The 23,349-nt window shown below is 70.7% G+C and carries 21 protein-coding genes; 9 read left to right on the top strand and 12 right to left on the bottom strand.

Going from position 1 to position 23,349, the window contains the following annotated elements; genetic code table 11:
* The first annotated feature begins 63 nt into the window (after positions 1-63).
* Positions 64-930 carry an alpha/beta hydrolase gene (locus ACIBAE_RS09660; RefSeq protein WP_399283798.1) on the top strand — a complete coding sequence of 289 codons (867 nt, stop codon included), beginning with the start codon at positions 64-66 and terminating at the stop codon, positions 928-930.
* Here the strand turns inward: ACIBAE_RS09660 and ACIBAE_RS09655 are convergent.
* The 4 genes from ACIBAE_RS09655 to ACIBAE_RS09640 form a co-directional block, all read right to left on the bottom strand.
* Positions 927-2,885 (bottom strand): helix-turn-helix domain-containing protein, encoded by a 1,959-nt coding sequence (locus ACIBAE_RS09655; protein WP_399283484.1) that lies wholly within the window; start codon positions 2,883-2,885, stop codon positions 927-929. The genes ACIBAE_RS09660 and ACIBAE_RS09655 overlap by 4 nt on opposite strands.
* 79 nt (positions 2,886-2,964) lie before the next feature.
* Positions 2,965-4,443, bottom strand: coding sequence for an MFS transporter (locus ACIBAE_RS09650; protein ID WP_399283482.1), 1,479 nt, complete (start codon positions 4,441-4,443; stop codon positions 2,965-2,967).
* Between the two features lie 148 nt (positions 4,444-4,591).
* Entirely contained in the window at positions 4,592-6,439 is a 1,848-nt protein-coding gene (locus tag ACIBAE_RS09645) for a hypothetical protein (protein ID WP_399283480.1), read from the bottom strand.
* A 202-nt stretch (positions 6,440-6,641) separates the two neighbouring features.
* Positions 6,642-7,469, bottom strand: coding sequence for a 3-hydroxybutyrate dehydrogenase (locus ACIBAE_RS09640; protein ID WP_399283478.1), 828 nt, complete (start codon positions 7,467-7,469; stop codon positions 6,642-6,644).
* A gap of 384 nt (positions 7,470-7,853) precedes the next feature.
* Here ACIBAE_RS09640 and ACIBAE_RS09635 point away from each other — a divergent pair, with 384 nt between their 5' ends.
* Positions 7,854-9,350: a PHB depolymerase family esterase gene (locus ACIBAE_RS09635; protein WP_399283475.1), complete on the top strand. Its 1,497-nt coding sequence runs from the start codon at positions 7,854-7,856 to the stop codon at positions 9,348-9,350.
* A gap of 128 nt (positions 9,351-9,478) precedes the next feature.
* Here ACIBAE_RS09635 and ACIBAE_RS09630 read toward each other — a convergent pair whose 3' ends face one another.
* From ACIBAE_RS09630 to ACIBAE_RS09615, 4 genes are all read right to left on the bottom strand, one after another.
* Entirely contained in the window at positions 9,479-9,898 is a 420-nt protein-coding gene (locus ACIBAE_RS09630; RefSeq protein WP_399283473.1) for a CBS domain-containing protein, read from the bottom strand.
* Between the two features lie 214 nt (positions 9,899-10,112).
* Complete coding sequence (locus ACIBAE_RS09625; RefSeq protein ID WP_399283796.1) at positions 10,113-10,838, bottom strand: DUF305 domain-containing protein; 726 nt, start codon at positions 10,836-10,838, stop codon at positions 10,113-10,115.
* A 5-nt stretch (positions 10,839-10,843) separates the two neighbouring features.
* Positions 10,844-11,491, bottom strand: a complete 648-nt coding sequence (locus tag ACIBAE_RS09620; RefSeq protein ID WP_399283471.1) for a DUF3105 domain-containing protein — start codon at positions 11,489-11,491, stop codon at positions 10,844-10,846.
* A 67-nt stretch (positions 11,492-11,558) separates the two neighbouring features.
* A complete protein-coding gene (locus ACIBAE_RS09615; RefSeq protein ID WP_399283469.1) occupies positions 11,559-11,945 on the bottom strand; it encodes a DUF2946 family protein in 387 nt (128 codons plus the stop codon).
* A 215-nt stretch (positions 11,946-12,160) separates the two neighbouring features.
* Between ACIBAE_RS09615 and ACIBAE_RS09610 the strand changes: the two genes are divergently transcribed.
* The 3 genes from ACIBAE_RS09610 to ACIBAE_RS09600 all read left to right on the top strand — a co-directional run bounded on the left by ACIBAE_RS09610 (position 12,161) and on the right by ACIBAE_RS09600 (position 17,835).
* A complete protein-coding gene (locus ACIBAE_RS09610) occupies positions 12,161-12,757 on the top strand; it encodes a MarR family winged helix-turn-helix transcriptional regulator (protein WP_399283468.1) in 597 nt (198 codons plus the stop codon).
* 194 nt (positions 12,758-12,951) lie between these two features.
* Entirely contained in the window at positions 12,952-14,313 is a 1,362-nt protein-coding gene (locus ACIBAE_RS09605; protein ID WP_399283466.1) for a glutamine synthetase family protein, read from the top strand.
* 3,231 nt (positions 14,314-17,544) lie between these two features.
* Positions 17,545-17,835, top strand: a complete 291-nt coding sequence (locus tag ACIBAE_RS09600; protein WP_399283464.1) for a hypothetical protein — start codon at positions 17,545-17,547, stop codon at positions 17,833-17,835.
* Positions 17,836-18,031: 196 nt separating this feature from the next.
* Here ACIBAE_RS09600 and ACIBAE_RS09595 read toward each other — a convergent pair whose 3' ends face one another.
* Positions 18,032-18,523 carry an FBP domain-containing protein gene (locus tag ACIBAE_RS09595; RefSeq protein ID WP_399283463.1) on the bottom strand — a complete coding sequence of 164 codons (492 nt, stop codon included), beginning with the start codon at positions 18,521-18,523 and terminating at the stop codon, positions 18,032-18,034.
* A gap of 71 nt (positions 18,524-18,594) precedes the next feature.
* Between ACIBAE_RS09595 and ACIBAE_RS09590 the strand changes: the two genes are divergently transcribed.
* A complete protein-coding gene (locus ACIBAE_RS09590) occupies positions 18,595-19,164 on the top strand; it encodes a TetR/AcrR family transcriptional regulator (protein WP_399283460.1) in 570 nt (189 codons plus the stop codon).
* A 116-nt stretch (positions 19,165-19,280) separates the two neighbouring features.
* Entirely contained in the window at positions 19,281-20,078 is a 798-nt protein-coding gene (locus ACIBAE_RS09585; RefSeq protein ID WP_399283459.1) for a DUF6461 domain-containing protein, read from the top strand.
* An 86-nt stretch (positions 20,079-20,164) separates the two neighbouring features.
* Here the strand turns inward: ACIBAE_RS09585 and ACIBAE_RS09580 are convergent, their stop codons facing one another.
* Positions 20,165-20,518 (bottom strand): hypothetical protein, encoded by a 354-nt coding sequence (locus ACIBAE_RS09580; RefSeq protein WP_399283458.1) that lies wholly within the window; start codon positions 20,516-20,518, stop codon positions 20,165-20,167.
* Positions 20,519-20,677: 159 nt separating this feature from the next.
* On the opposite strand from ACIBAE_RS09580, the gene ACIBAE_RS09575 reads away from it, so the two are divergent.
* Entirely contained in the window at positions 20,678-21,376 is a 699-nt protein-coding gene (locus ACIBAE_RS09575) for an SMI1/KNR4 family protein (RefSeq protein WP_399283456.1), read from the top strand.
* A gap of 32 nt (positions 21,377-21,408) precedes the next feature.
* On the opposite strand, the gene ACIBAE_RS09570 is transcribed toward ACIBAE_RS09575, so the two are convergent.
* Both ACIBAE_RS09570 and ACIBAE_RS09565 read right to left on the bottom strand, forming a co-directional pair.
* Positions 21,409-21,621: a DUF397 domain-containing protein gene (locus ACIBAE_RS09570; protein WP_399283454.1), complete on the bottom strand. Its 213-nt coding sequence runs from the start codon at positions 21,619-21,621 to the stop codon at positions 21,409-21,411.
* Positions 21,618-22,481 (bottom strand): helix-turn-helix domain-containing protein, encoded by an 864-nt coding sequence (locus ACIBAE_RS09565; protein WP_399283453.1) that lies wholly within the window; start codon positions 22,479-22,481, stop codon positions 21,618-21,620. Before ACIBAE_RS09565 ends, ACIBAE_RS09570 begins: the two co-directional genes overlap by 4 nt.
* Before the next feature lie 134 nt (positions 22,482-22,615).
* Here ACIBAE_RS09565 and ACIBAE_RS09560 point away from each other — a divergent pair, with 134 nt between their 5' ends.
* Entirely contained in the window at positions 22,616-23,038 is a 423-nt protein-coding gene (locus ACIBAE_RS09560) for an ATP-binding protein (protein WP_399283451.1), read from the top strand.
* Positions 23,039-23,349: the final 311 nt, after the last annotated feature.

Genomic DNA, 23,349 nt, shown 5'->3' with positions numbered 1-23,349 from the left:
ACCGGGCCGTACGAGGAGACCGGGCCGTACGAGGAGAGCACCGTCCCGGTCGGCTCCGGTGAGCTGGCCGTGCTGCGCTGGCCGGCGGCCCGGCCGGGGGCGCCCGTGGTGCTGGCCCTGCACGGCATCACCGCCAACTCCCTGTCCTGGGCCCGGGTCGCCCACCACCTCGCCGGCCGCGTGACCCTGGTCGCGCCCGACCTCCGGGGCCGGGCGGGCAGCCGTACGCATCCGGGCCCGTACGGCATCGCCGCCCACGCCGAGGACGCGGCGGCGCTGGCGGCCGCTCTCGGCCCCGAACCGGTCGTCCTGACCGGCCACTCGATGGGCGCGTTCATCGCCGCCCTGGCCACGGTCCGCTTCCCGGACCGGTTCGCTTCCCTGCTGCTCGTCGACGGCGGCGTGGGCTTCCCCGCACCGGCCCATCTGGAGCCCGACGAGCTGATCACCGCCGTCATCGGCCCGGCCATGCGGCGGCTGTCGATGACCTTCCCCGACCGCGACGCCTACCGGGCCTTCTGGCAGGAGCACCCGGCCTTCGGCTCGTCCTGGTCGCCGTGGGTCGACGCGTACATCCAGCGCGACCTGGTGGGGGAGGAACCCGCGCTGCGCTCGTCCTGCGTGCTTGACGCGGTGCGCGCCGACGGTGTGGGCCTGTTCGGTACGGAAGTGCTGGACGCGATCCACCAACTGCCCTTCCCCGCGCGACTGCTGTGGGCCGAGCGGGGACTGATGGACGAGCCGCAGGGGCTGTACGACGAACAGCGCCTGGCCGCCGCCGGACTCGGCGGCGAGGGAGACGCGCCGGTCACGCCGATGCGGGTGGCCGGTACCAACCACTACACCCTGCTCACCGGCGACGACGGCGCCCGGGTGGTGGCCCGTCACCTGCTGGACGCCGCCGGGGTGCCGGACGCCCGGATCTCCTAGGACCTGTCCGGCCGGTGGTCACCCGACAGCAGATGGAGCCGGAGCGCGAGCCGCAGTTCGAGCGCGCGCTCCGGGGCGTTCCAGTCGGGGCCGAGCAGTGCCTGGATGCGGTCCAGGCGCTGCACGACCGTGTTGACGTGGAGATGCAGCACGTCCTTGGCGCGGGTGAGGCTGCCACCGCAGCCGAAGTAGGCGTCCAGGGTGCGCACCAGCGCGGTGCCCCGCCGCGCGTCGTACTCCAGGAGCGGTCCGAGGGTGGCGGCGACGAAGCCGTGCACGTCGTGCGCGTCGCCCAGGAGCACGCCGACGAAGCCCAGTTCGGCGGCGCAGCCCGCGTCTCCCACGCGGCCCAGTGACTGGAGCGCGCGCAGGCAGCGCACCGCCTCCGTGTGCGCGGCGGCGAGCGCCCGGGGCCCGGCCGAGGGCCCGGCGGCGGCCACGGTGACCGGGCCGCCGGCGAGCGGGGTGAGCTGCGCGACGGCGGCCCTGGCGGCCTCGCCGGGCGGGGTCCCGTCGTACGGGAGCAGCAGCACCACCGTCCCGGTGTGTTCGGCGCTGATGCCGTCGCCGCCGAAGAGGTACCGTACGGCCGCCCCGGCGAGCCGGTCCCGCCCTTCGGCGGTGGCTTCCGCGACCAGCAGCAGATGGGACCGGTCGAGGTCGACGCCGAGCCGGCGGCCCCGTTCGACCAGGCCGGCGGGGTCGCGGTCGGGGGCGGCCAGCAGGTCGGCGAGGAGATCGCCCCGGACACGGTTCTCGGTCTCGGAGACCGAGCGCCGCAGCAACAGCAGCAGCGCGGTGACGACTCCGGCGCGCTCGAACAGCCGCCGGTCGGGGTCGTCCAGTCGCGGCCGGTCGTGCAGCACCAGGCAGCCCAGCAGCTCCTGTCCGGCGAGGACCGCGCAGATCCAGCGGCCGTCCCGGAGGACGGCGCGGGCGGCCGCACGGGAGTCACCGGCGGCCCTGAAGAGGCCGGTGGCGTCCGGGACCTGTCCGGCGAAGGGGCCGCCGTCGCGCCCGACCGCCGTGAGCGGGCGGCCGTCGGGGTCGTGGATGGTGATGGGCCCCTCCAGCAGCCCGGCGACCGCCGCGGCCACCTCCGGTACGTCGCCGCCGCGCAGGACGAGATCGGTGAGCCGGTCGTGGGCCTCCTGCGCGCGCTGCATGGCGGCGGAGTGCTCCTGGATGACCGCGTTCGCGTCGGCCAGACCGGCCAGCGCCGCCCGGGTGTCGGCGAGGGCCCGGGCGGTGTCGATGGCGATGGCGGCGTGGGCGGCCAGCGAGCACAGCAGGGCGACCTCGTCGGGCGCGAACGGGCGGGGGGTGCGGTCGGCGGCGAAGAGCACGCCGATGACCTTCCCGTCCCGGCCGCTGCTGGAGCCGAGCAGCAGCGGCACCCCGAGGATGGCGACCAGCCCCTCGTCGAGGACCCCGGCGTCGATGCTGCCGGTGTGGTGGAAGCGCTCGTCGGTGCGGTAGTCGGGGGTGGCGTACGGCCGGGCGGTCTGCGCCACCAGCCCGCCCAGGCCCTCGCCGAGCTCCAGCCGCAGATTCTGGAAGAGCGGCGAGACGGAACCGTCGGTGACCCGCATGTAGGTGTCTCCCGCCTCCTCGTCGGGGAGCGTGAGATACGCGGTGTCGGTGCCGAGCAGCATCCGGACGCGGCGCACGATCGACTGGAGCACCGCGTCGAGGTCGCGCAGCCCGGCGAGGTCTCCGGCGGTGTCGAAGAGCGCGGTGAGTTCCATCTCCCGGCGCCGGTGCTGGCGCAGGACGCGGCGCACGCGCAGCGCGGTCCCGGTGGCGCGCTCGACCTCCAGGAGGTCGTCCGTACGGGCGCCGTCGACGCGGGCCGCGGCGGCCAGGGCGCCGAAGTCCTCCACCGGGGCGTCCTCGGCGAGGAGTTCGAGCAGGCGGCGCATGTACGGGGCGATGGACGTGGTCTGTTCAGGCATGGGGCGGCCATCGTACGGAAGCGCCGGAGACCTGAGGAGACCGGGGGAGAGCCGGCCTCCTCGGGCGTGGCTGTCAGGCTCAGGCGGACACGGTGGTGCGTTCGCCCGTCTCCGGCGGTGCGTCCCCCGGCCCGGTGGCGTCCGTGGTGGTGTCGGCGGCGGTGTCGGCGGTGACGTCGGCCAGGTCCCGGCCGCGCGTCTCCACCGCGAAGAGCAGGGCGATCACGGTGACCACGGCGGCCAGGGTGACGTAGAGGGCGATGGGGGTGGCGTCGCCGTACGACTGGAGCAGCGCCACCGCGATGAGCGGAGCGGGCGCCCCGGCCGCGACCGACGCGAACTGCGCGCCGATGGAAGCGCCGGAGTACCGCATGCGGGTGGCGAACAGCTCCGAGAAGAACGCCGCCTGCGGCGCGTACATGGCGCTGTGGAAGACCAGCCCGACGGTGACGGCCAGGACGAGCGCCGGGAAGGACCTGGTGTCCAGCAGGGCGAAGAAGGCCCACGCCCAGGCGCCGGTGCCGACCGCCCCGACCAGATAGACCGGCTTGCGGCCGACCCGGTCGGAGAGCGCCCCGAAGAGCGGGATCAGGCAGAACTGCACGGCGGAGCCGATGAGTACGGCGTTCAGCGCCGTCTGCTTGTCGATCTTGAGGTGCTCGACGCAGTAGGCGAGGACGAAGGTGGTGATCACGTAGTACGAGATGTTCTCGGCTATCCGGGCGCCCATCGCCACCAGGATGTCGCGCCAGTGGTGGCGCAGCACCGCGAGGATCGGCGGCTGCTCGGCCTCGCTCCGCGCGGCCTTGCGGCGCTCGGCCTTGGCCAGTGCCTCCTGGAAGACCGGCGACTCGTCGACGGACAGGCGGACCCACAGGCCGACACCGACGAGGACGGCGGAGAGCAGGAAGGGGATACGCCATCCCCAGGCCACGAACGCCGCGTCGCTCTGGACGGTCGTCATCAGGGACAGCACCCCGACGGCGATCAGATTGCCGGCGGGCGCTCCGCCCTGCGGCCACGACGCCCAGAAGCCGCGCCTCCTGGCGTCACCGTGCTCGGAGACGAGCAGGACGGCGCCGCCCCACTCACCGCCGAGGGCGAAGCCCTGGATCAGCCGGAGTGTGGTCAGCAGGACCGGAGCGGCGACGCCGATGCTGTCGTAGCCGGGGACGCAGCCGATCAGGGTGGTGGCCGCGCCCATCATCAGCAGACTGACCACGAGCAGTTTCTTGCGGCCGATCCGGTCACCGAAGTGGCCGAAGACGAGGGCGCCGAGCGGACGGGCGGCGAAGCCGATGGCGTACGTGAGGAAGGAGAGCAGGGTGCCGGTCAGCGGGTCGGACTCGGGGAAGAAGACCTTGCCGAAGACCAGCGCGGCGGCGGAGCCGTAGAGGAAGTAGTCGTACCACTCGACGGTGGTGCCGACGAGGCTGGCCGCGACGACCCGGCGCACGGAGGCGGCGCGCGGAGGCGAGCTGGTGCCTGATCCGGGCGCTGATCCGGGCGCTGATACGGGTGTTGACCCGGGTGTTGATGCGGGGTGCGAGGAAGTCATGGTCATCACTCCGGGCGGGGGTGGGGGGAGAATCGCGTGTCCCGCACAGTAGGAAGTCCACTGCCGCCAGGCGTATGTGATGAGACGCCACACTTCGATGGGGCGGTGTGTGGCCGGAGGCCGTATCCGCCCGCGCTCCCCCCACGCGTCACAGGAGGAACTGCGCGGCCACCCCCAGGGCGCAGAGGACGACGAGGACCGGCCCGGCCGGGCGGCCCCGTTCACGCGGGGCGCTCTCCCCGGTCGGTCGCAGCTCCGGGTGGACACGCATGGCGTTGATCTCCTCCACGGCCCGGACATGGCACGGCGGGTTCTTGAGGCGCCGTTCGAGCCAGGGCCAGCAGGGCGTGCGCAGGAGCGGACTCGGCTCGCGCGTCCCGACGACCCTGATGGAGCTGTGCCTTCCGCCGTGGATCACCGCAGTCAGCTCTTCCCACGGCACGTGCCGGACGCCCCACGCATGCGTCAGCCACAGTCCCGACGCATCGGCCGTGATCCGCCAGTTGAACGAGCCGGCCGTCATGGAGATGGTGAAGAGGGGGGCGAGCAGAGCCAGGGCGGCGTGAAAGTAGTCCCCGGTCGTCAGCTCGCTGGGCAGCCAGAACACCTGCCCGGCAAGCAGAAGCGCGAACGGCAGCGCCGCGCACCGGGAGCGCCGTCGTCCCTTCCACCGGACCGGCCGGACCGTGGGCTCCATCGACGCCGCCGTGCGGTGGACGAGCGCGAGATCCTGCCGCGCGCGCAGTGAGCGCGCACGCCGTGAGCGGGCGCGCCGTGAGTCGGCGGACGGCTTGGGGATGTGGCGGGAGTTCCGTATCCGGCCCGCGCTCCGGATGGTGAGCGGGGAGCCGTCCTGGGTCGTGGTGGCCAGTACCAGTTCGCCGCCCTCACGGGGCGATCCGTACATGACGGCCTCATGCAGCCGGGTGTCGTACTCCGGCTCGTGATCGTCATCGCGGCTCTCCTCCCGGTCCTTCTTCGGGAGGTCGGCGATGGCGGGGAAGACGAAGAGCGGCCAGTTGCCGAGGCGGTCGTCAGCCGCGTACACCCGCGTGTTCGCGTTGCGGTCGAGGCGCTCCAGCACCCGCAGGACGGGTACGGGCCGACGCCGCAGCGCGGCCGACCGGCCCCGGGCCAGCGCTCCGACGGCGAGAAGGGAGAGACCCGGCACGGCGGCGGCGATGATGAGCAGCTGCCATCCGAACGCGTCGTACGGTTCGGTGGCCAGGCGCCGCCAGTCGCCGCTCACCAGCAGCGTCACGTGGTCGCCGGTGGCGTAGTCCTCCGGGAAACCGGCGCCGATGGAGCGCAGGCCGTCCGGCATCCTGACCCGTATCGACTCCTCGCCCCGGCCCACGACCTCGGCCCGTACCGGCGTCGCCCGTGCGGCCCGCGCCTCGTCCTCATGGATACCCCGGAGCGCCAGGATGACGGCGGCGCCCGCCACGGCGCACAGCGCGAGTCCGGCGCCGAGCGCGATGAGTCCGCGTCTGAACGGCGGGAGCGGCAGGGGAAGCCCCTGCCGCACCCCCGTCGCCGCGCCCCGCGCGCTGAGTCGCTGCTCTTTCCTGACCGCGAGCCGCCGCAGCGCCGCGATCCAGCCGAAGCCGAGGGCGACGACGATGAAGGCGTCGGCCCTCCCGGTGGCCGTTCCGATGGTGAGCGGACCCTGCGCGATCGCGCAGACGGCGAGCAGCGGTGCGGAGAGGAGCGTGAGCTCCGGCAGTACGAGGAACCAGGCGAACTGGGCGAGGAAGAGGCCCATTTGGATCACGCCCCACCAGTCAGGCCCGCAGGGTGACGCGTCGGTGCAGGCCGCGCCGGGTTCCACCGCGATTCTCAGGGCCACGGCCAGGAAAAGCGCCGACGCCGGCCACACGGGTCGCGCCCACGCCTCCGGCCGCAGCGCCGCCCAGCGTGCGGCGTCGGGGGTGCTCCACGCGGGTGTGCCGTCGGGAACGGAGGCCGGAGGAAGGGGGACGCTCGACTCGATCACGTGAAGATTATGTAGTCAGGTTGTGTGTCTTTGCGAAGAGGGGCGCTCCACCCTCTCGTGCTGTGGCCGAGGACGCCCACCGCCGCTCCGTACTCGCCGCGCCCCTGCCCGGCCAGCCGTCGCGTTCTCCGACCGGCCGTACGTGTGCGGCCTATAGCGTGATCCGTACGTGGAGTGAAGGAGGGACGGCCATGGCGGGACGTCAGTGAGCGGTCCAGCCGCCGTCCACGGGGAGTGAGACGCCGGTGATGTACGCGGTGTGCGGGGAACAGAGCCACAAGGCGGCCTGGGCGACCTCTTCCGGCTCGATCAGACGCTTGATCGCCGTCCGTTCCAGCATGACGCGCTCCACCACGTCCTCCGGTGAAATGCCGTGCGCGAGAGCCTGGTTGGCGATCTGGTCCTCCACCAGCGGTGTCCGCACATAGCCGGGGTTGACGCAGTTGCTGGTCACGCCGTGCGGGGCGCCCTCCAGGGCGACCACCTTGCTGAGCCCTTCCAGGGCGTGCTTGGCCGTGACGTACGCCGACTTGAAGGGGCTGGCACGCAGGCCGTGGACCGAGGAAATGTTGATCACCCGGCCCCACTCGCGCTCGTACATGTGCGGCAGCGTCCGGCGCAGGATACGGAACGGCGCCTCCACCATCACCCGCTGGATCAGGGCGAACCGCTCGGGCGGGAAGTCGTGCACCGGGGCGACGTGCTGCAGCCCGGCGTTGTTGACCACGATGTCCGCGTCGTCCGGCAGCCCGTCGACGGCGTCGGGATCGGAGAGGTCGACCACCCACGCGGTGCCGCCGATCTCCTCGGCGACGCGCTTGGCCGCCTCGGCGGCCCGGTCGACCACGTGGACGGTGGCCCCGGCCGCCGCGAGGGCCTCCGCGCAGGCCCGGCCGATGCCGCTCGCCGCTCCCGTGACCAGGGCGGTCCGCCCGGCCAGGAACCGGTCGCCGGCCGGCTCGGCGGTGGCGGCGTCGCTCGGGTGCGCGGTCGGCGCAGGGCCCCTGACGGGGCTTCCGTTGTTCTCCATGGCCGCCACGCTAGAAACGATGCGGGGCACGGCACACATGGCCGGTAGCCATACTTCGGCTCCGGAGGATGGTGGGGGCGGCTATACCGCCGACGCGGGTGAGCCCCCTACGGGAGGCGCCCGGCGCGCTGATCCACGGCGGGCGGTCCAGATCCACGGCGGGTGGTCCAGGGGCCTTCCCCCGCTGCGTGCGGTTGCCACACCGAAGGTACCGGGCGGTGTTGCCACACCGAAGGTACGGGCGCCATGGAGGAGGCCACCATGCCCGGCCCCTCGCGCGTGGCTGCCCGTCACATACCGGCCGCCGACGGCCGGGTCGTACCGTCCGGCGTCAGCATCCGCACGCCGTCCCTTCTCCACCCCAGGCACCCACAGGAGTTGTCCATGGCCCCGCACATCCTGCGCAGACTCCGCCAACGCGTGGCGCTGGCCGCCGTCCTCGGCGTCCTCACCGCCCTGCTGAGCGCGGTCACCGCCGCCGTACCCGCTGCCGCCGCCGGGACGTACCAGCAGGTCACCAACTTCGGTGCGAACCCGGGCAATCTGGCGATGTACGTGTACAAGCCGGCGAACCTGCCCGCCGGAGCCCCGCTCGTGGTCGCGATGCACGGCTGCACCCAGACGGCGAACGACTACCACACCAACTCCGGCTGGCAGAAGTTCGCCGACCAGTGGGGCTTCGCGGTGGTCTATCCGCAGACCAGCGCCTCGAACAACGCTCTCTCCTGCTTCGCCTGGTTCGACTCCGCCAAGGACACCCGTGGCCGGGGCGAGGCCGCCTCGGTCGTGCAGATGGTGACCTACGCCGAGTCGCAGTACGGCTCCGACAGCCACCGCGTCTTCGTCACCGGTCTGTCCGCCGGGGCCGGTATGGCGGCCGACCTGCTCGCCGACTACCCGGACGTCTTCGCCGGCGGCTCCATCGCCTCGGGGCTCCCCGCGCAGTGCGCGACCAGCCAGGCCGCCGCCTCCAGCTGCCAGACCAGCAGCCAGAATCTGACCCCCGCGCAGTGGGGCGACAAGGTCCGTAATTCCTACCCCGGTTACACCGGCCCGTGGCCGCGCGTCGCGATCTGGCAGGGGGCGTCCGACTACACGGTGTACCCCGTCAACAGCACCGAGCTGCGCGACCAGTGGACCAACGTCTGGGGCATCGGCCAGACGGCGTCGAGCACCCGCACCCTCACCGGGAACACCACCGAGAGCCTGTACAACGACGCCACCGGCAAGCCCGCCGTCGCGCTCTACTCGATCGCCGGCATGGGCCACGGGCTCGCCGTGAACCCCGGCTCCGGAGCGGACCAGTGCGGCACCTCGGCGTCGTACTTCCTCAAGTCCATCTGCTCCAGCTACTACACCGCGAAGTTCTGGGGCCTGGACGGGTCCACGGGTGGCGGCCCCGGCGATCCGGGTGACCCCGGATCGGGCTCGCTGCCCGCCCCGACCGGCCTGAAGGTCACCGGTACGACCGGCACGACGGCCTCCCTGTCGTGGAGCGCCCTGACCGGCGCCGCCTCGTACACCGTCCTCCGCAACGGCGTGAAGGCCGGTACGAGCACCTCGCCCGCCTTCACGGACACCGGCCTGACCGCCGGCACCTCCTACAGCTACACGGTCGTCGGGGTCGACGCGGCGGGCAAGGCGGGGGCGACGTCCTCGCCCGTCACGGCGACGACCACCGGCTCCGGCTCCCCGGCCGCGTGCTACACCGACAACAACTACAACCAGGTGGTGGCGGGACGGGCGCACCAGAGCGGCGGTCACGCCTACGCGAACGGTTCCAACCAGGACATGGGGCTGTGGAACACCTTCGTGACCCACACCCTGAGGGAGAGCCCCGCCGGATACTTCGTGATCGCCGATTCGGGCTGCGCGGCCTGACGCCGGCAGGACGCCTTCCGGCACCGCCAGGAGGCCTTCCCGATGCCTCGGGGGCGCGCGGCATGCGAGCCGCGCGCCCCCGAGGATCACGGGTTCACGGGTTCACGGGATGGGTCTCCGGGCCACGGTCAGCGGTTCGCGTAGACCCGTTCCGCCCACGCGGCGATCTGGGTGTCGGTCAGATGACGCGCGAGATCGGCCTCGCTGATCATCCCGACGAGGCGCTTGTCCTCGATCACCGGGAGGCGGCGGATCTGGTGGTTCTGCATTTCCTGCAGCACCTCGTCCACGTCCGCGTCCGAGTCGATCCAGCGGGGTGTGCCCTGTGCCATCTCGCCCGCCGTGATCTTCGACGGGTCGCGGCCCATCGCCACGCACCCGACGACGATGTCGCGGTCCGTGAGTATCCCGGTCAGCCGCTCCTCCGAGTCGGCGATGGGCAGCGCGCCCACGTTCATCTCGCGCATCATCTGCGCGGCCCGGTCGAGGGTCTCGTGCGAGGGGATCCACTCGGCCCCCGGGTGCATCATGTCTCTGGCAGTGGTCATGGGTTTCCTGCCTCCTGAGTGCCGTCCACCCCGAGCCACATCCATCATCGTGGGGCCGTTCGGGTGACGCGACCGCAAGCACCCGAACGGGTGAGCGAGACGAGGGCGGCGGGCGGCCCGCAGGAGCTGATCGCGCGGGCCGTCGGTCCGGTCCCCAGGGAGGGGCCGGACTGACGGCCCGCGCGTCTTTCAGCCGTGTTCAGGCGTCCGTGCGTCAGCCACGCGGCTTCGCGCCGCGCTCCTTCAACAGGTCGGCCATCAGGCCGAGCTCCGACCGCTGGGCCGCGACCATGCCCTCGGCCAGGTCCTTCTCCGGACCGACCACGCACATCCGGGCGCATGCCTGGGCCATCGCGACCCCGCCCTTGTGGTGGTCGGTCATCAGCTGGAGATACAGGATCTCGGCCTGCTTGCCGCGCGCCGTGCGGAGCTGGTCCAGCTCCGCGTTCGTGGCCATGCCCGGCATCAGGGAGCCGTCGTGGGCCTGCTGCCCCTGATCATCCGCCTGGCCGTGATCCATCTGGCCGCTCTGGCCGCTCTGGCCGCCGTGGTCCATCTGCCCATGATCCATGTCCATGTCCGCCGGCATCCGCGTCATCCAGGTCATCGGCTCCTGGCCCGCCTCGACCTTCGGCAGCCCCCACAGGTCCAGCCAGCCCAGCAGCATCCCGCGCTGGTTCGCCTGGGTGTTGGCGACGTCGTACGCCAGCCGGCGCACATCCTCGTCGTCCGTGCTGTCCCGGACGATGAAGGACATCTCCACCGCCTGCTGGTGGTGGACCGACATGTCCCGGGCGAAGCCGGCGTCCGCCGAGTCCGCCGAGGGGGTACGGGCCGTGGCCGGCCCGTCGTCACGCCCGGCCGCTATCACCGTGGCCGTACCGGCGAAGAGCACCGCCAGCACGACCGCCGTGATCGCCGCCCACTGGGTGCGCGACACGGCTGTCACTGCGCGCCCGTTCCGCCCGTGCACGCGGCACCCGGCTCGGGGGTCTGCGCGCCCTGCACGTACTTCGTGAAGAACTGGTCCACCCGGGGGTCTGCCGCGCTGTCCACCGACAGCTGCTTGCCCCACGCGCTGAGCATGATCGCGCCGGACTGCTCCTTGACCGGGCTCATCAGCGAGTACGGGGTCTTCTTCACCTTCGCGCTCAGCGTCTTCACGTCGGCGTCGGCGGCCTTGTCGTTGTACGTGACCCAGACCGCGCCGTGCTCCAGCGAGTGAACCGCGTTCACGTCCGGTACGGGGTTCTCGTAGACGTCGCCCTGGCAGTTCATCCACACCTGGTTGTGGTCACCGCCCACCGGCGGGGTCATCGGGTAGGTCACCGCCTCGGTGACGTGGTTGCGGCTGAGCTTCTTGGCGTCCCAGGACTTCTCGCCCTTGACGGGCGCCTTGGCCGCCGCCTGCTGCTGGTCCTTCTTGTTCGACTCCTTGTTCAGGATGAAGGCGCCGAATCCGACGAGGCCCACCACGACGACGGCGCTCACCGAGATCGTGATGATGCGATTGCGCCGCTCGCGGGCCTGCTCGGCGCGGCGCATCTCGTCTATTCGGGCCTTGCGCTCGTTGGACTGGGTCCTGGAAGCCATGATGTGTGTGTCCTTCTGGGATAACTGCGGAACCTGGCGAAAGCTGTGCGGGTGCGGGCGGGCCCGGCTACGTCCGCAGTACTTGAAGGACGTGAAGGTCCGGCGCGCGGGGATGTGCTCCGGAGCGGGTCGGCCGGCCGGTGGGGTGGGCCGGTGCGAGGCGCGGAAGGTGACCTTCGGTGGCGAGCGGGGCGGCGGGCGGGGGTACGGTGAGTACGGCGGGGCTCGCATGCGGGAAGAGCCTGCAGTCGCCCTCGTCGTACGGGCAGCTGTACTGGGCGTGAGCCTGATGGACCCGCGTCTGGTGGCCGAGGTCAGGGTGGCGACCGGCCGAGGCATCGGTCCCGGCGCCCGTCCCACTCCCCATGCCGTCGCCGGGCTTTCCGTCCGTCCCGGGTCCCAGACAGATGAAGAGCGCGGCGAGCAGCGTCGCCACGGCACTCGCCAGTGCCATGGGACGCGTGAGACGTATGCGACGCGGTCCCCCCATGGGCGCAAATCGTAATGCGTGCCGCCCCTGTCGCAGCAGTGAGGAGCCGGGTCCACGGTCGAATTTCGCCGTCAAAACAGTATGAATCGGTCATCGATCTTGTACGAAGTGGGCGCGCACGTGGGACGAAGTGGACGCCCCGGCGCTACGAACCGGTCGGTGACGAGGTAGAAAGAGGCATGGCCGATCATCCAGAGCCGCCGCCCCCGCAGGCGGACGCGGCCGACGTCGACGCGGTGACCCACGCGGTGCTGACCGCGTCCCGTCTCCTGGTCACGGTCTCCGCCCGCTCCCTCACGGCCGTGGGAGAACAGGTCACCCTGCCCCAGTTCCGCCTGCTGGCGGTCCTGGCCACCCATGGTGACGCCAAGCTGGTGGAGGTCGCCGAGCGGCTCGGCGTGAATCCGTCGACCGCCATGCGCATGCTGGACCGTGTGATCGCCGCGGGGCTGGCGGACCGGCAGAGCAACCCCGACAACCGCCGCGAGACGATGCTGCGGCTGACGCCGGAGGGCCGCCGGCTGGTCGACGACGTCACGACCGCCCGCCACCGCGAGATCTCGGTGATCGTGGAGCGGCTCAGCCCGGAGCAGCGCTCGGCCCTGGTCGGAGCCCTGACCGCGTTCACCGAGGCGGGCGGCGAGCCCGCCGTTCGGGGTGAGGACACGGAGCCGTACCCGCTGGGCTGGTCGGACACGCACACCCGGAGCGACACGCACACCCGGAGCGACACGCACACCCGGGGCGAGGCGCATCCGCGGGGCGCCCGGGGCTGACGGAATCGCCGCCACCGGTTACCTGGGACCCCTCCGTACAGGCACTATGGGCAGTGACCCGTACACGCGCACGACGCGAAGCGTTGGACGGGGGTTCGCAACGCGCCGGAAATCGTGTGGTGGGATGCTCGGGAGCCCCGGCGTGCCCCGTGGCATGGGAGCAGGTGCGGCCTGACCAGCAAGGATGGGTGGAAATGGATAAGCAGCAGGAATTCGTGCTCCGCACGCTCGAGGAGCGCGACATCCGCTTCGTGCGCCTGTGGTTCACCGATGTGCTCGGCTTCCTGAAGTCGGTCGCGGTCGCGCCCGCCGAGCTGGAGCAGGCATTCGATGAAGGCATGGGCTTCGACGGTTCCGCGATCGAGGGCTTCGCCCGCGTCTACGAGTCCGACATGATCGCCAAGCCCGACCCGGGCACCTTCCAGATCCTGCCCTGGCGCGCGGAGGCCCCCGGCACCGCCCGGATGTTCTGCGACATCCTGATGCCCGACGGCTCGCCGTCCTTCGCGGACCCGCGCTACGTCCTCAAGCGGATGCTCGCCAAGACCTCGGACCTGGGCTTCACCTTCTACACCCACCCCGAGATCGAGTTCTTCCTGCTGAAGCACAAGCCGGTGGACGGCACCCGCCCCACCCCCGCCGACAGCTCCGGCTACTTCGACCACACCCCGCAGAACGTCGGCATGGACTTCCGCCGCCAGGCGATCACGATGCTCGAAAACATGGGCATCTCGGTGGAGTTCAGCCACCACGAGGGCGCCCCCGGCCAGCAGGAGATCGACCTGCGGTACGCGGACGCGCTCTCCACCGCCGACAACATCATGACGTTCCGCCTGGTCATGAAGCAGGTCGCGCTGGAGCAGGGCGTGCAGGCGACCTTCATGCCGAAGCCGTTCTCGGAGTACCCGGGTTCCGGCATGCACACCCACCTCTCGCTCTTCGAGGGCGACCGGAACGCCTTCTACGAGTCGGGCGCCGAATACCAGCTCTCCAAGGTCGGCCGCTCCTTCATCGCCGGTCTGCTCAAGCACGCCGCCGAGATCTCCGCCGTCACCAACCAGTGGGTCAACTCGTACAAGCGCATCTGGGGCGGCTCCACGCGCACCGCGGGCTCGGGCGGCGAGGCCCCCTCGTACATCTGCTGGGGCCACAACAACCGCTCCGCGCTGATCCGCGTCCCCATGTACAAGCCCGGCAAGACCGGCTCGGCCCGCGTCGAGGTCCGCTCCATCGACTCCGGCGCCAACCCCTATCTGACGTACGCGGTCCTTCTGGCCGCGGGCCTCAAGGGCATCGAAGAGGGTTACGAACTCCCGGCCGGCGCCGATGACGACGTCTGGGCCCTCTCCGACGCGGAACGCCGCGCGATGGGTATCGAGCCCCTCCCGCAGAACCTCGGCGAGGCGATCTCCCTGATGGAGCGCAGCGAACTCGTCGCCGAGACCCTGGGCGAGCACGTCTTCGACTTCTTCCTCCGCAACAAGAAGCAGGAGTGGGAGGAGTACCGCTCGGAGGTCACCGCCTTCGAACTCCGCAAGAACCTCCCGGTGCTGTAACCAGCGCCCGCGCGCTCAACCCACTTCCTCCGGGCCGTCCCGACGCTTGCGGGCGTCGGGACGGCCCGAAGCACGTGCGACGCGGGCGACGGCATCTACGACGGGGCGTCGATCCAGGACGAGGACACCTACTACGGCCGTCTCGTCACCAGCGGGTCCTCCAGCCACGTCGGCGACTCGATCTGCCACGGCGGCGCGTTCACCGGCTACGCGACCTGAGGACCGCCCGCCGCCAAGCCCATCCCCGCGCGCCCCTTCCCGTGCGGGTGTTACCCCGTCAGGTCGGCCCGCGGTCCGGCGGTTCCGTCCCGTGACGGAGCAGGCGGCCGTACAGGCGGTGTCTGTGCCGGTGAGCCGTACGAGAGTGATGCCGCGGGAACGCGGGCGCACGGGCTGGGACGCCCTGTTCCCCGGACGCCGGGGCGGCCATGTGCTTCGGCAACACCTCACGGCCCCCTTCTTGTTGGAGCCTCTCAAGTCCCCTCGGATCTGCTGGAGGCGGTTTTCTCCACAGGATGCCTGCGCGTGTCGGCGTGAGCATCCACGGAGAGGGCCGCGGTGGCAGCCGGACCCGTGACCAGGAGCGAGGTCGGGGCGGGCTGTCCTGAGGTCTACGACGCTCCGCGGGTGGGACGGTCGAGCCACCCGGCGATGCGTCGCTCCCCACCGTGATCGGTGGTGGGGGAACGGCCGTCCGTGCCGGCGCCGCAGCCCGAACCTGGACTGTCTGAAGAATGTGCGCACATCAGTTCGCCCGGCGTGGCATCCTCCACTTATCTTGCGGGCTCATCACTCAGGGGAAATGACGTCGTGGATAAGTGGCCTGGTATTGAAACCCGGGAACTCTCCGATGCTGAAATGGACTTGGTCACGGGTGCGGGGCCTGAGGACGAAGGAGGCGGCGAGTACGGGGCGGTGGTAACCCCCATCATCATGGCGATGATCCCTGGGGAGCCTCAGCCCTACCCGGATACCCTTCCGTACACGGGGCCTGAGACGGGGACCCAGGACCCGCTGCCTCCGGAAGAGAACGCCAACGGGACCACTTCGGAGCCCATCGCTCAGAGCACGTACGGGCCCATAGACCCGTCGTCACCTGAGGTCACCGGCAATCCGGCCGGGCCGACTTGGATACCCCCGCTTTCGCCCGATCCGGGGCAAATTGTCGGGCCCGATCCCGTGCCGCAGCCGCAGCCGCAGCCGCAGCCGCAGCCTGAGCCCCAGCCTGAGCCGGAGCCCCAGCCAGAACCGGAGCCGCAGCCGGAGCCCCAGCCAGAACCGGAGCCCCAGCCGGAGCCCCAGCCAGAACCGGAGCCGGAGCCGGAGCCCCAGCCGGAGCCCCAGCCAGAACCGGAGCCCCAGCCGGAGCCGGAGCCGGAGCCTGAGCCCCAGCCAGAACCGGAGCCGCAGCCGGAGCCGCAGCCGGAGCCCCAGCCAGAACCGGAGCCCCAGCCGGAGCCTGAGCCCCAGCCGGAGCCTGAGCCCCAGCCGCAGCCTGAGCCGGAGCCCCAGCCAGAACCTGAGCCGCAGCCGGAGCCCCAGCCTGAGCCGGAGCCCCAGCCAGAACCGGAGCCGCAGCCGGAGCCCCAGCCTGAGCCGGAGCCCCAGCCAGAACCGGAGCCGCAGCCGGAGCCGCAGCCGGAGCCGCAGCCGGAGCCGCAGCCGGAGCCGCAGCCGGAGCCGGAGCCTGAGCCGGAGCCCCAGCCAGAACCTGAGCCGGAGCCGGAACCGGAGCCGGAAGATGACGATGACCCGATCATCATCCCGTTTCCTATTCCTGTGCCCCCCGTAGCCCCGCCAGTTGTGCCGCCGGCCCCGGAGCCAGAGCCGCCGGTGCTGCCTTTGCCGGATCCGCAGCCGACGCCGGAACCCGAGCCCTCGATGCCGGGTGCTTGGCCTGATCCGGTGCCTGATCCCGTACCCGCGCCTGCCCCTTTGCCGGATCCGCAGCCGACGCCGGAACCCGAGCCCTCGATGCCGGGTGCCTGGCCTGATCCGGTGCCTGATCCCGTACCCGCGCCTGCCCCCGCGCCTGCCCCCGCGCCCGTTCCGGCACCGGTGCCTGAGCCTGCCCCCGCGCCCGTTCCAGAGCCCGAACCCGCTCCTGCCCCCTCGCCGACACCGGAGCCCATACCCGAGCCCGCACCTGCCCCGCAGCCCGCGCCTGAGCCTGCCCCTGCTCCCGAGCCGCAGCCCGAGCCCGAGCCCGCCCCTGCTCCTGCTCCTGAGCCCGAGCCCGCACCTGCCCCGCAGCCCGCGCCTGAGCCTGCCCCTGCTCCTGAGCCTGAGCCGGTTGAGCCTGAGCCGGGGTCGCCGGTTGAGTCTGAGCCGGAGGGGCCGGTTCTGCCTGATCGGTATGAATGGAAGCCGCCGACTGTCGTGCGTCCGTTCTGGGGTGATGAGTCGGTGGACTTCGACATGATCGAGAGGTATCCCGTACGGGGTAACCCCACTGGTTCCGTGCCGTACGAGTCCCCCATCCCAGGCGGCAACCCCGCTCCCGCTCCCGCGCCCGCTCCCGTTCCCGAGCTGGTTGAGCCTGAGCCGGAGGGGCCGGTTCTGCCTGATCGGTATGAATGGAAGCCGCCGACTGTCGTGCGTCCGTTCTGGGGTGATGAGTCGGTGGACTTCGACATGATCGAGAGGTATCCCGTACGGGGTAACCCCACTGGTTCCGTGCCGTACGAGTCCCCCATCCCAGGCGGCAACCCCGCTCCCGGAGGACCCGCTCCGATGCCTCCGGCACCCGCGCCGGAGCCGACGCCCGTGCCGGTCGAGCCTGTTCCGGAGCCGACGCCCGCGCCGGTCGAGCCCGCGCCGGTCGAGCCTGAGCCCGTGCCTGAGCCCGAGCCCGTGCCTGAGCCCGCTCCTGCCCCTACTCCTGAGCCCGTGCCTGAGCCCGTGCCTGAGCCTGAGCCCGCTCCTGCCCCTACTCCTGAGCCCGTGCCTGAGCCTGCCCCCGCTCCTGAGCCTGAGCCGGTTGAGCCTGAGCCGGGGTCGCCGGTTGAGTCTGAGCCGGAGGGGCCGGTTCTGCCTGATCGGTATGAATGGAAGCCGCCGACTGTCGTGCGTCCGTTCTGGGGTGATGAGTCGGTGGACTTCGACATGATCGAGAGGTATCCCGTACGGGGTAACCCCACTGGTTCCGTGCCGTACGAGTCCCCCATCCCAGGCGCCACCCCGACTCCTATGGCGGCGACCGGACCGATTCCGCCGGTTCCCGTGCCGGGTGTGTCAGAGGCTCTGGCCATGTCGCCGGCCACGCCGGTCGCACCTGCCCCGGTGGGCGGGCAGCTCTTCGCCGTGCCGGACGGAGGGGAGGAGTACCCGCCCCTCACGGATCTGGAGCAGTCGCTCCTTGACGGGACGCTGGGCCCTGAGGAGATGGACCAGTTGCTGGAAGAACTTCGGGAGAGCGGGCTTGACCGTTGGGAGGATCTCGACGGTGACGGCGTGGTGAGTTACGAAGAACTCATGACCCAGCTCGAAGCTCGCTACGGAGACGGCTCCACCGAGGTCTGATCCTCACGTCGTCGCGGCCCGTCGGATCTCCGGCGGGCCGGCCGTGCGGCGCCCGGTCGGGGTGGGTTCAAGCGTCGCTGTCCACTGACTTGGACGGCGACAGGCCGGTCTTCGTGTTCACCGCGCACCACGGGCAGCGGCCGGACGAAGCAACGCCGGGCGGACGCCCTTCGGCGGCGTGAACCGTCTGCCCGGGTCATGCCGTCACCTTGGCGACGAACGCGGACAGGTTCGTCACGGTCCGTTGGATCTTCTCCTCCAGAGTGATCGTCTCGCGGAGCCGCGCGCCGATGCCCGCGTCCTTCTTGCCGCGTACGTAGAGCGAGCAGGAGAGGTCGCCGCAGATGTAGATGCCCACCGAGTTGCCCTGCTGTCCGGCCTTCCCCGCCTTCGGCGCGACCAGCAGGGAGACGCCGCCGTCGTGGGTGGTCACACACACCGAGCACATGCTGCGCCGCATCTGCCGGAAGGCGGGGCTGGGGCAGCGCGCCGCGAGGGCCCTGAGGCGGCCGTCCAGTTCGGCCACGAGGTAGGCGCGGTCGGGGGCCTGAGGATCTCGCCAGCCGAGGTAGTCCAGGTCGCCCCAGGGCTGGTCGGCCAGGTCGCGCGGCACGTGCAGGCGCTTCACCTCGCCCTTGGTGCAGTTCACGAACGCGGCACGGATCTCTTGCTCGGTCAGCGGCTTCATACAAGGCAGGCTAATTTGCCTATAGGCTTTAGGCAACTGCATAATAGGCTTCGTTGATTGGGGCGAGGGGTATGGCACGCGCAGGACTGACCACGGAACGCCTGACCCGTGCAGGGGCGGAACTGGCCGACGAGGTCGGCTTCGACCAGGTGACCGTCTCGGAGCTGGCCCGGCGGTTCGATGTCAAGGCCGCGAGTCTGTACTCGCACCTGAAGAACTCCCAGGACCTCAAGACCAAGATCGCCCTGCTCGCCCTGGAGGAACTCGCCGACCGGGGCGCCGCCGCCCTGGCCGGGCGGGCCGGTAAGGACGCCTTGACCGCCTTCGCCGACGTCTACCGCGACTACGCCCGGGAGCACCCCGGCCGCTACGCGGCGGCCCAGTTGAGGCTTGACCCGGAGACGGCGGCCGCCAGCGCCGGCGTCAGACACGCGCAGATGACGCGGGCGATCCTGCGCGGCTACGACCTGACGGAGCCGGACCAGACGCACGCGGTCCGGCTGATGGGCAGTGTCTTCCACGGCTACGTCAGCCTGGAGATGGGCGGAGGATTCAGCCACAGCGCCCCCGACGCGCGGGAATCCTGGTCACGGATCCTGGACGCCCTCGACGCCCTGCTGCGGAACTGGCCCGCACCCTGACGGCGATGGGGGGCACCGACGCGCGCGTGACCACCGGCCATGACGACCGACTCACGACGCGGATGCGGACACGGATCCCGGAGGGATTGTCAGTGGTGGCGGGCAGACTGCGGCGCATGCCTTCGGTGACCGTACATGACTACGCCTGGATACGTTCCTCCCCGCTGTTCCAACTCGCGCTGGAGGCGGGTTACGCCCTGACCCTGGTGCGAGGCGTCGCCCCCGGGGAGGTGCTGCGGGTGATGGAGGCCGAGCCGCTGGGCGTGTGCGCGGGGGTGGACGCGCTGATCGAGCGGCAGCAGGAACTGCTCGACGCGTCGGACTACTGGGACGCGTCCACCATCGCGGGTGCGTTCACCGTGCCGGGCGAGGGCGGCGACTGGACGCTCGTCCTGCACTTCGACGGTGGCATGGCGATGCGCCCGCGTTTCCTGGAGGCCCTGTCGGCGGGCGGGCGAGCCGTCGTGCACTCCAGCAACGGAGGCAAGCCCATCGACCTGTTCGACTGGTACGAGGCCGGGGAGCTTCGGACCACCTTCGAATGGCCCACGACCAGGGAGGGCAGCACTCCCGACGATCTGAATTCCGTGATGCGTGAGGTCGGTTTCGACCTCTCCGACGACGACAGCGGCGCGCACGTCGACACCAAGGCGGCCGTCCTCGCCCTTGCCGAGCGACTGACCGGTGTGCGGGTGACGGAGGACCTGCTCCGGGATGCCGAGTACCAGCTCGGGCATGTGCCGGAGGAGCCGGCGAAAGAGTGGACCAGCGTCGTCATCGACATCACCGACGCCCACGGGGAACGCCTCTACAAGGAAGTCACCCGCCAGGAGGTCGAGTCCGCCATGGCGCGCGCCTGCGCCGAGGCCGACCGGCAGGAGCGCGCGGTGGAGGATCGCGAGGGCCTTGCGTGACGCTGCCTTCACGGTGGTGACGAGACCGGGCACGCGACCGGGGCCGGGGGGAGAGTCCCCGGCCCCCGACAGGCTTTTTCAGCGGATCACACGCCGGCGAACAGCGCCGCCATCAGGCAGGCGAACAGGCCGCAGCCAAGGACGACTTTGGCACTGAGCTCGGCTGCCCTTGACCAGGACAGGTGCTTGGCCCGCCCCACCACCAGGACCACCGGAGACGCGACGAAGGGCAGCGCCGCCACCCCCAGCATCGCGAGTCCCCAGCCGAGCGAGGGCGTGGCGCCTTCCGGCATTTCCGCCCGGCCCAGGGCGCCCAGCGTCTGCTGCGCGCCGTTGAGCGTGAGCGGTAGAGCCGCGAGAAGAGCCGGCAGGAACGCCAGGCAGAGCACGGCCACCGCGCCGATGGCGCGACCGGGCGGACCCGTTGTGTGCGATTCCATGTCCGTCTCCTGCCGACGCGTCGCGTAGCAGCTGATGTTACAAGCGCAATGCTCAAGTCCGTGGGCCGGGGCCGGGGCCGGGTGAGGTGCCACGCCCGTGCTGGCGGTAGTCAATGTCGACGGTTCCACGTCGGGTGTCGGGCCGTAGGGTGCGGGCGTGTGACTGGGATCTTTGACGACCACACCCGCCTGTCCGGAGCGTTGCGCGACCGTTCGGAGACCTGGCGATTCATCGCGGACTTCGCCGCGTACTGGCAGCAGCCGTTGCGGCCGGGCGACGGCTGGAGTTCAGAGGAGATGGAGACCGCCGAACAGCGTCTGGGCTTGCGCGTGCCGTCGGTGCTCCGGGAGGCGTATCTACGGTTCGGTCGCCGGACCGATCTCACCAGCAATCACGACACGCTGCTCACGCCTGACGAGTTGTATGTGGCTGACGGCGCACTCGTGTACCGGGCGGAGAACCAGGGCTGCGCCTTCTGGGGCATCGCTCTGGAACACCTCGGCATTGACGACCCCGGCACGGTGATGCGTACGGACCTCGCGGACACGTCGCAGGAACGATGGGAGGCATGGGAGCCGAGCCTCACAGCGGCCTGTGTCGAAATGGTCATGTCCGAAACGGTCCAGTTCGAGAACGGGTTCACGGACTTCATGGAGGTGGAGGCGGAGGACGACGAGGCCGGTTTGCGAGGCCTGTTCACGGAGCTGCCGCGTGTGGGGCGCGACGTGCGCTGGTTCGCCGGGCCCGATGTCCTGATCCGCGAGGTGGACGGCTTCTGCCTCCAGGTCCGTGCGCGTACGCAGGAGGCGCTGGACCAGTTGCGCGAGGCGGTGCCGGGGGACTGGCTGTACGGCTGATCGAGCGCGGCCGGCCCGGCCCGGCCGTGGGGTCAGTGGCCGGTGATCGCGTACGTGACGAAGGCGGCCCATGCGGTCGGGGTGACGGTGAGAGGGGTGAGGCCGGTCTGCTTCGAGTCCCGGACGTGGATGGTGTGGGCGGAGGCCGCCACCTCGACGCAGTCAGAGTCATGCTCGCCGGTGCTGTAGGTACTCTTCATCCACTCCAGCTCGGAACGGGTCCCGGCAACGGACTCGGTCGTCATGTCTCTCCCAGCACTTTCTCGATGAAGGTCAAGGAATCCTGGGGCGTCATAGCTTGGGCCCGGATGATCCCGTACTGCATTTCCAGCAGCTGCACCTCGGTCGGTGTGGAGATCAGGCGGGTGATGTGCTGGGCCTCGACGTACCCCAGCGCGCTGCCTCCCCGGAGCTTGAACAGCCGAAAGGCCCCCGGAAGACCAGCGTAATCCTCCCGATTCGTCGGCATCACCTGGATATCGACGTTTCGGAACCGCCCAACCTCCAACAGCCGTTCGAGCTGCCGTCGCAACACCATTCTGCCTCCGAGGGGACGGCGCAGCGTCACCTCTTCTTGGACAAAGCTCAGGATGGGTGCAGCCTTCGCGTCGAAGATGTCCTGACGTGCCATGCGAGCGTTGACGTTCTGCTCGATGATCTCCTCGGGATGCGCTGGCCGCCGCAGACCGAACAGGGCACGTGCGTACTCCTCCGTCTGCAAGAGCGCCTGGATGGCGTGGTTCGCATACGAACCCATCTCGAACGCTTCGGACTCCAGCTTCGTCAAGTCCCTTACTTTCTTGGGGTACCTGGCCTCAGCTACGTCCTTCTTCATCCCAGAGATGAGTCCTCGCGCGTCCAGCACCTCGTCCGCCTTGTCCAGGAACTCTGGCCTCGGCACGCGCCTGCCGCGCTCCACCGACGAGATCAGCTCCTCGCCATAGCCGATTGCCGCGCCCAGTTCCGACTGACGCATTCCCGCCAGCTCACGCCATAGCTTGATCTGGCGTCCAACCGCCTTGAGAACGGCGGCGGAGTCATCCTCCGAGCCCGCGTTCCAATCGGTGCTCTCTGTACCGTTGACGTCTCTGTCCACGTTGTCCACCTCTGTTCCAACCACCGAGTTCTGAACGCGTCACGGGGTACGGGCCGGACAAGGGCGGTCACCGCCCGGACAGTGACCGCCCGTACCGACGTCGTTGCTGTGCAGGCTAGTTGCGGGCCGCCACGCTGAGTGACATGAATCCGAAAAACTCTTCTCCCGTGGCGGACGTACGCCAATTCGCCATGCTGCTCTCCTCCACCCGGCGTGGGGCCCGGCTCGCGCGGTTGCTCACCGTGCAGCAGCTCATCGAGTGGGACACGTCCTGCGACGCCGCTCACCATGTCGTCGCCGAACTCGCCGCCAACGCCGTGCTGCACGGGCATGTGGCCGGGCGGGATTTCCGGTTGGCCCTTGGCCTCTCCGAGGGCGGCACGCTCCGGGTGGAGGTGGCCGATACGCGGGGGGAAGCGATGCCGCAGGTCGGGCGGGGAAGCGGGCCGGAGGCCGAGACGGGGCGGGGGCTTCTGCTGGTGGAGGCGATGGCCGACCGGTGGGGGGTGGCGGCTCGGCAGGGGCCCGGGAAGACCGTATGGGCCGAGTTCGATCTTGGTCGCTGAGTCGCCCGTACCGGGTCGTGGGTTTCCGCGACCCGGTGGGCCGAGACCTGGTCCCGCCCGCTCTGAGAAGCGTGTGAAAACCATGGGAAGGACTCTTCCCAACCCACCCTCTTGTCCCTCACTCGGACGAGTGAAGGTGGCAACATCGGCTCGGAATGGGCCGGTTGGTGGGGTTACGCTCAGCGACACAACCCCATATCTGAGACGGCCCCCGGCCGGGACTGGCATCCCGATCGAGGGCCTCACCACCCAGGAAGAAGACGCTTCCCGATGGCTGATCAGCAGCTTAGCGCGCCCTCGCGCGCTCAATC

It is taken from the genome of Streptomyces sp. NPDC051569 (assembly GCF_044454085.1).
In the GTDB taxonomy this organism is placed as follows: Bacteria; Actinomycetota; Actinomycetes; order Streptomycetales; family Streptomycetaceae; genus Streptomyces.
The sequence above is the reverse complement of the archived record's forward strand: the minus strand, read 5'-3'. Positions and strand labels throughout refer to the sequence as shown.

What these genes read in the sequence shown, in the direction of transcription:
- ACIBAE_RS09635 (WP_399283475.1), top strand. Translation starts at nt 7,854, where the DNA reads ATGGCCCCGCACATCCTGCGCAGACTCCGCCAACGCGTGGCGCTGGCC.
- ACIBAE_RS09570 (WP_399283454.1), bottom strand. Translation starts at nt 21,621, where the DNA reads ATGACGACCGAGTCCGTTGCCGGGACCCGTTCCGAGCTGGAGTGGATG.
- ACIBAE_RS09580 (WP_399283458.1), bottom strand. Translation starts at nt 20,518, where the DNA reads ATGGAATCGCACACAACGGGTCCGCCCGGTCGCGCCATCGGCGCGGTG.
- ACIBAE_RS09630 (WP_399283473.1), bottom strand. Translation starts at nt 9,898, where the DNA reads ATGACCACTGCCAGAGACATGATGCACCCGGGGGCCGAGTGGATCCCC.
- ACIBAE_RS09605 (WP_399283466.1), top strand. Translation starts at nt 12,952, where the DNA reads ATGGATAAGCAGCAGGAATTCGTGCTCCGCACGCTCGAGGAGCGCGAC.
- ACIBAE_RS09655 (WP_399283484.1), bottom strand. Translation starts at nt 2,885, where the DNA reads ATGCCTGAACAGACCACGTCCATCGCCCCGTACATGCGCCGCCTGCTC.
- ACIBAE_RS09640 (WP_399283478.1), bottom strand. Translation starts at nt 7,469, where the DNA reads ATGGAGAACAACGGAAGCCCCGTCAGGGGCCCTGCGCCGACCGCGCAC.
- ACIBAE_RS09585 (WP_399283459.1), top strand. Translation starts at nt 19,281, where the DNA reads ATGCCTTCGGTGACCGTACATGACTACGCCTGGATACGTTCCTCCCCG.
- ACIBAE_RS09595 (WP_399283463.1), bottom strand. Translation starts at nt 18,523, where the DNA reads ATGAAGCCGCTGACCGAGCAAGAGATCCGTGCCGCGTTCGTGAACTGC.
- ACIBAE_RS09650 (WP_399283482.1), bottom strand. Translation starts at nt 4,443, where the DNA reads ATGACTTCCTCGCACCCCGCATCAACACCCGGGTCAACACCCGTATCA.
- ACIBAE_RS09615 (WP_399283469.1), bottom strand. Translation starts at nt 11,945, where the DNA reads ATGGCACTGGCGAGTGCCGTGGCGACGCTGCTCGCCGCGCTCTTCATC.
- ACIBAE_RS09560 (WP_399283451.1), top strand. Translation starts at nt 22,616, where the DNA reads ATGAATCCGAAAAACTCTTCTCCCGTGGCGGACGTACGCCAATTCGCC.
- ACIBAE_RS09620 (WP_399283471.1), bottom strand. Translation starts at nt 11,491, where the DNA reads ATGGCTTCCAGGACCCAGTCCAACGAGCGCAAGGCCCGAATAGACGAG.
- ACIBAE_RS09590 (WP_399283460.1), top strand. Translation starts at nt 18,595, where the DNA reads ATGGCACGCGCAGGACTGACCACGGAACGCCTGACCCGTGCAGGGGCG.
- ACIBAE_RS09610 (WP_399283468.1), top strand. Translation starts at nt 12,161, where the DNA reads ATGGCCGATCATCCAGAGCCGCCGCCCCCGCAGGCGGACGCGGCCGAC.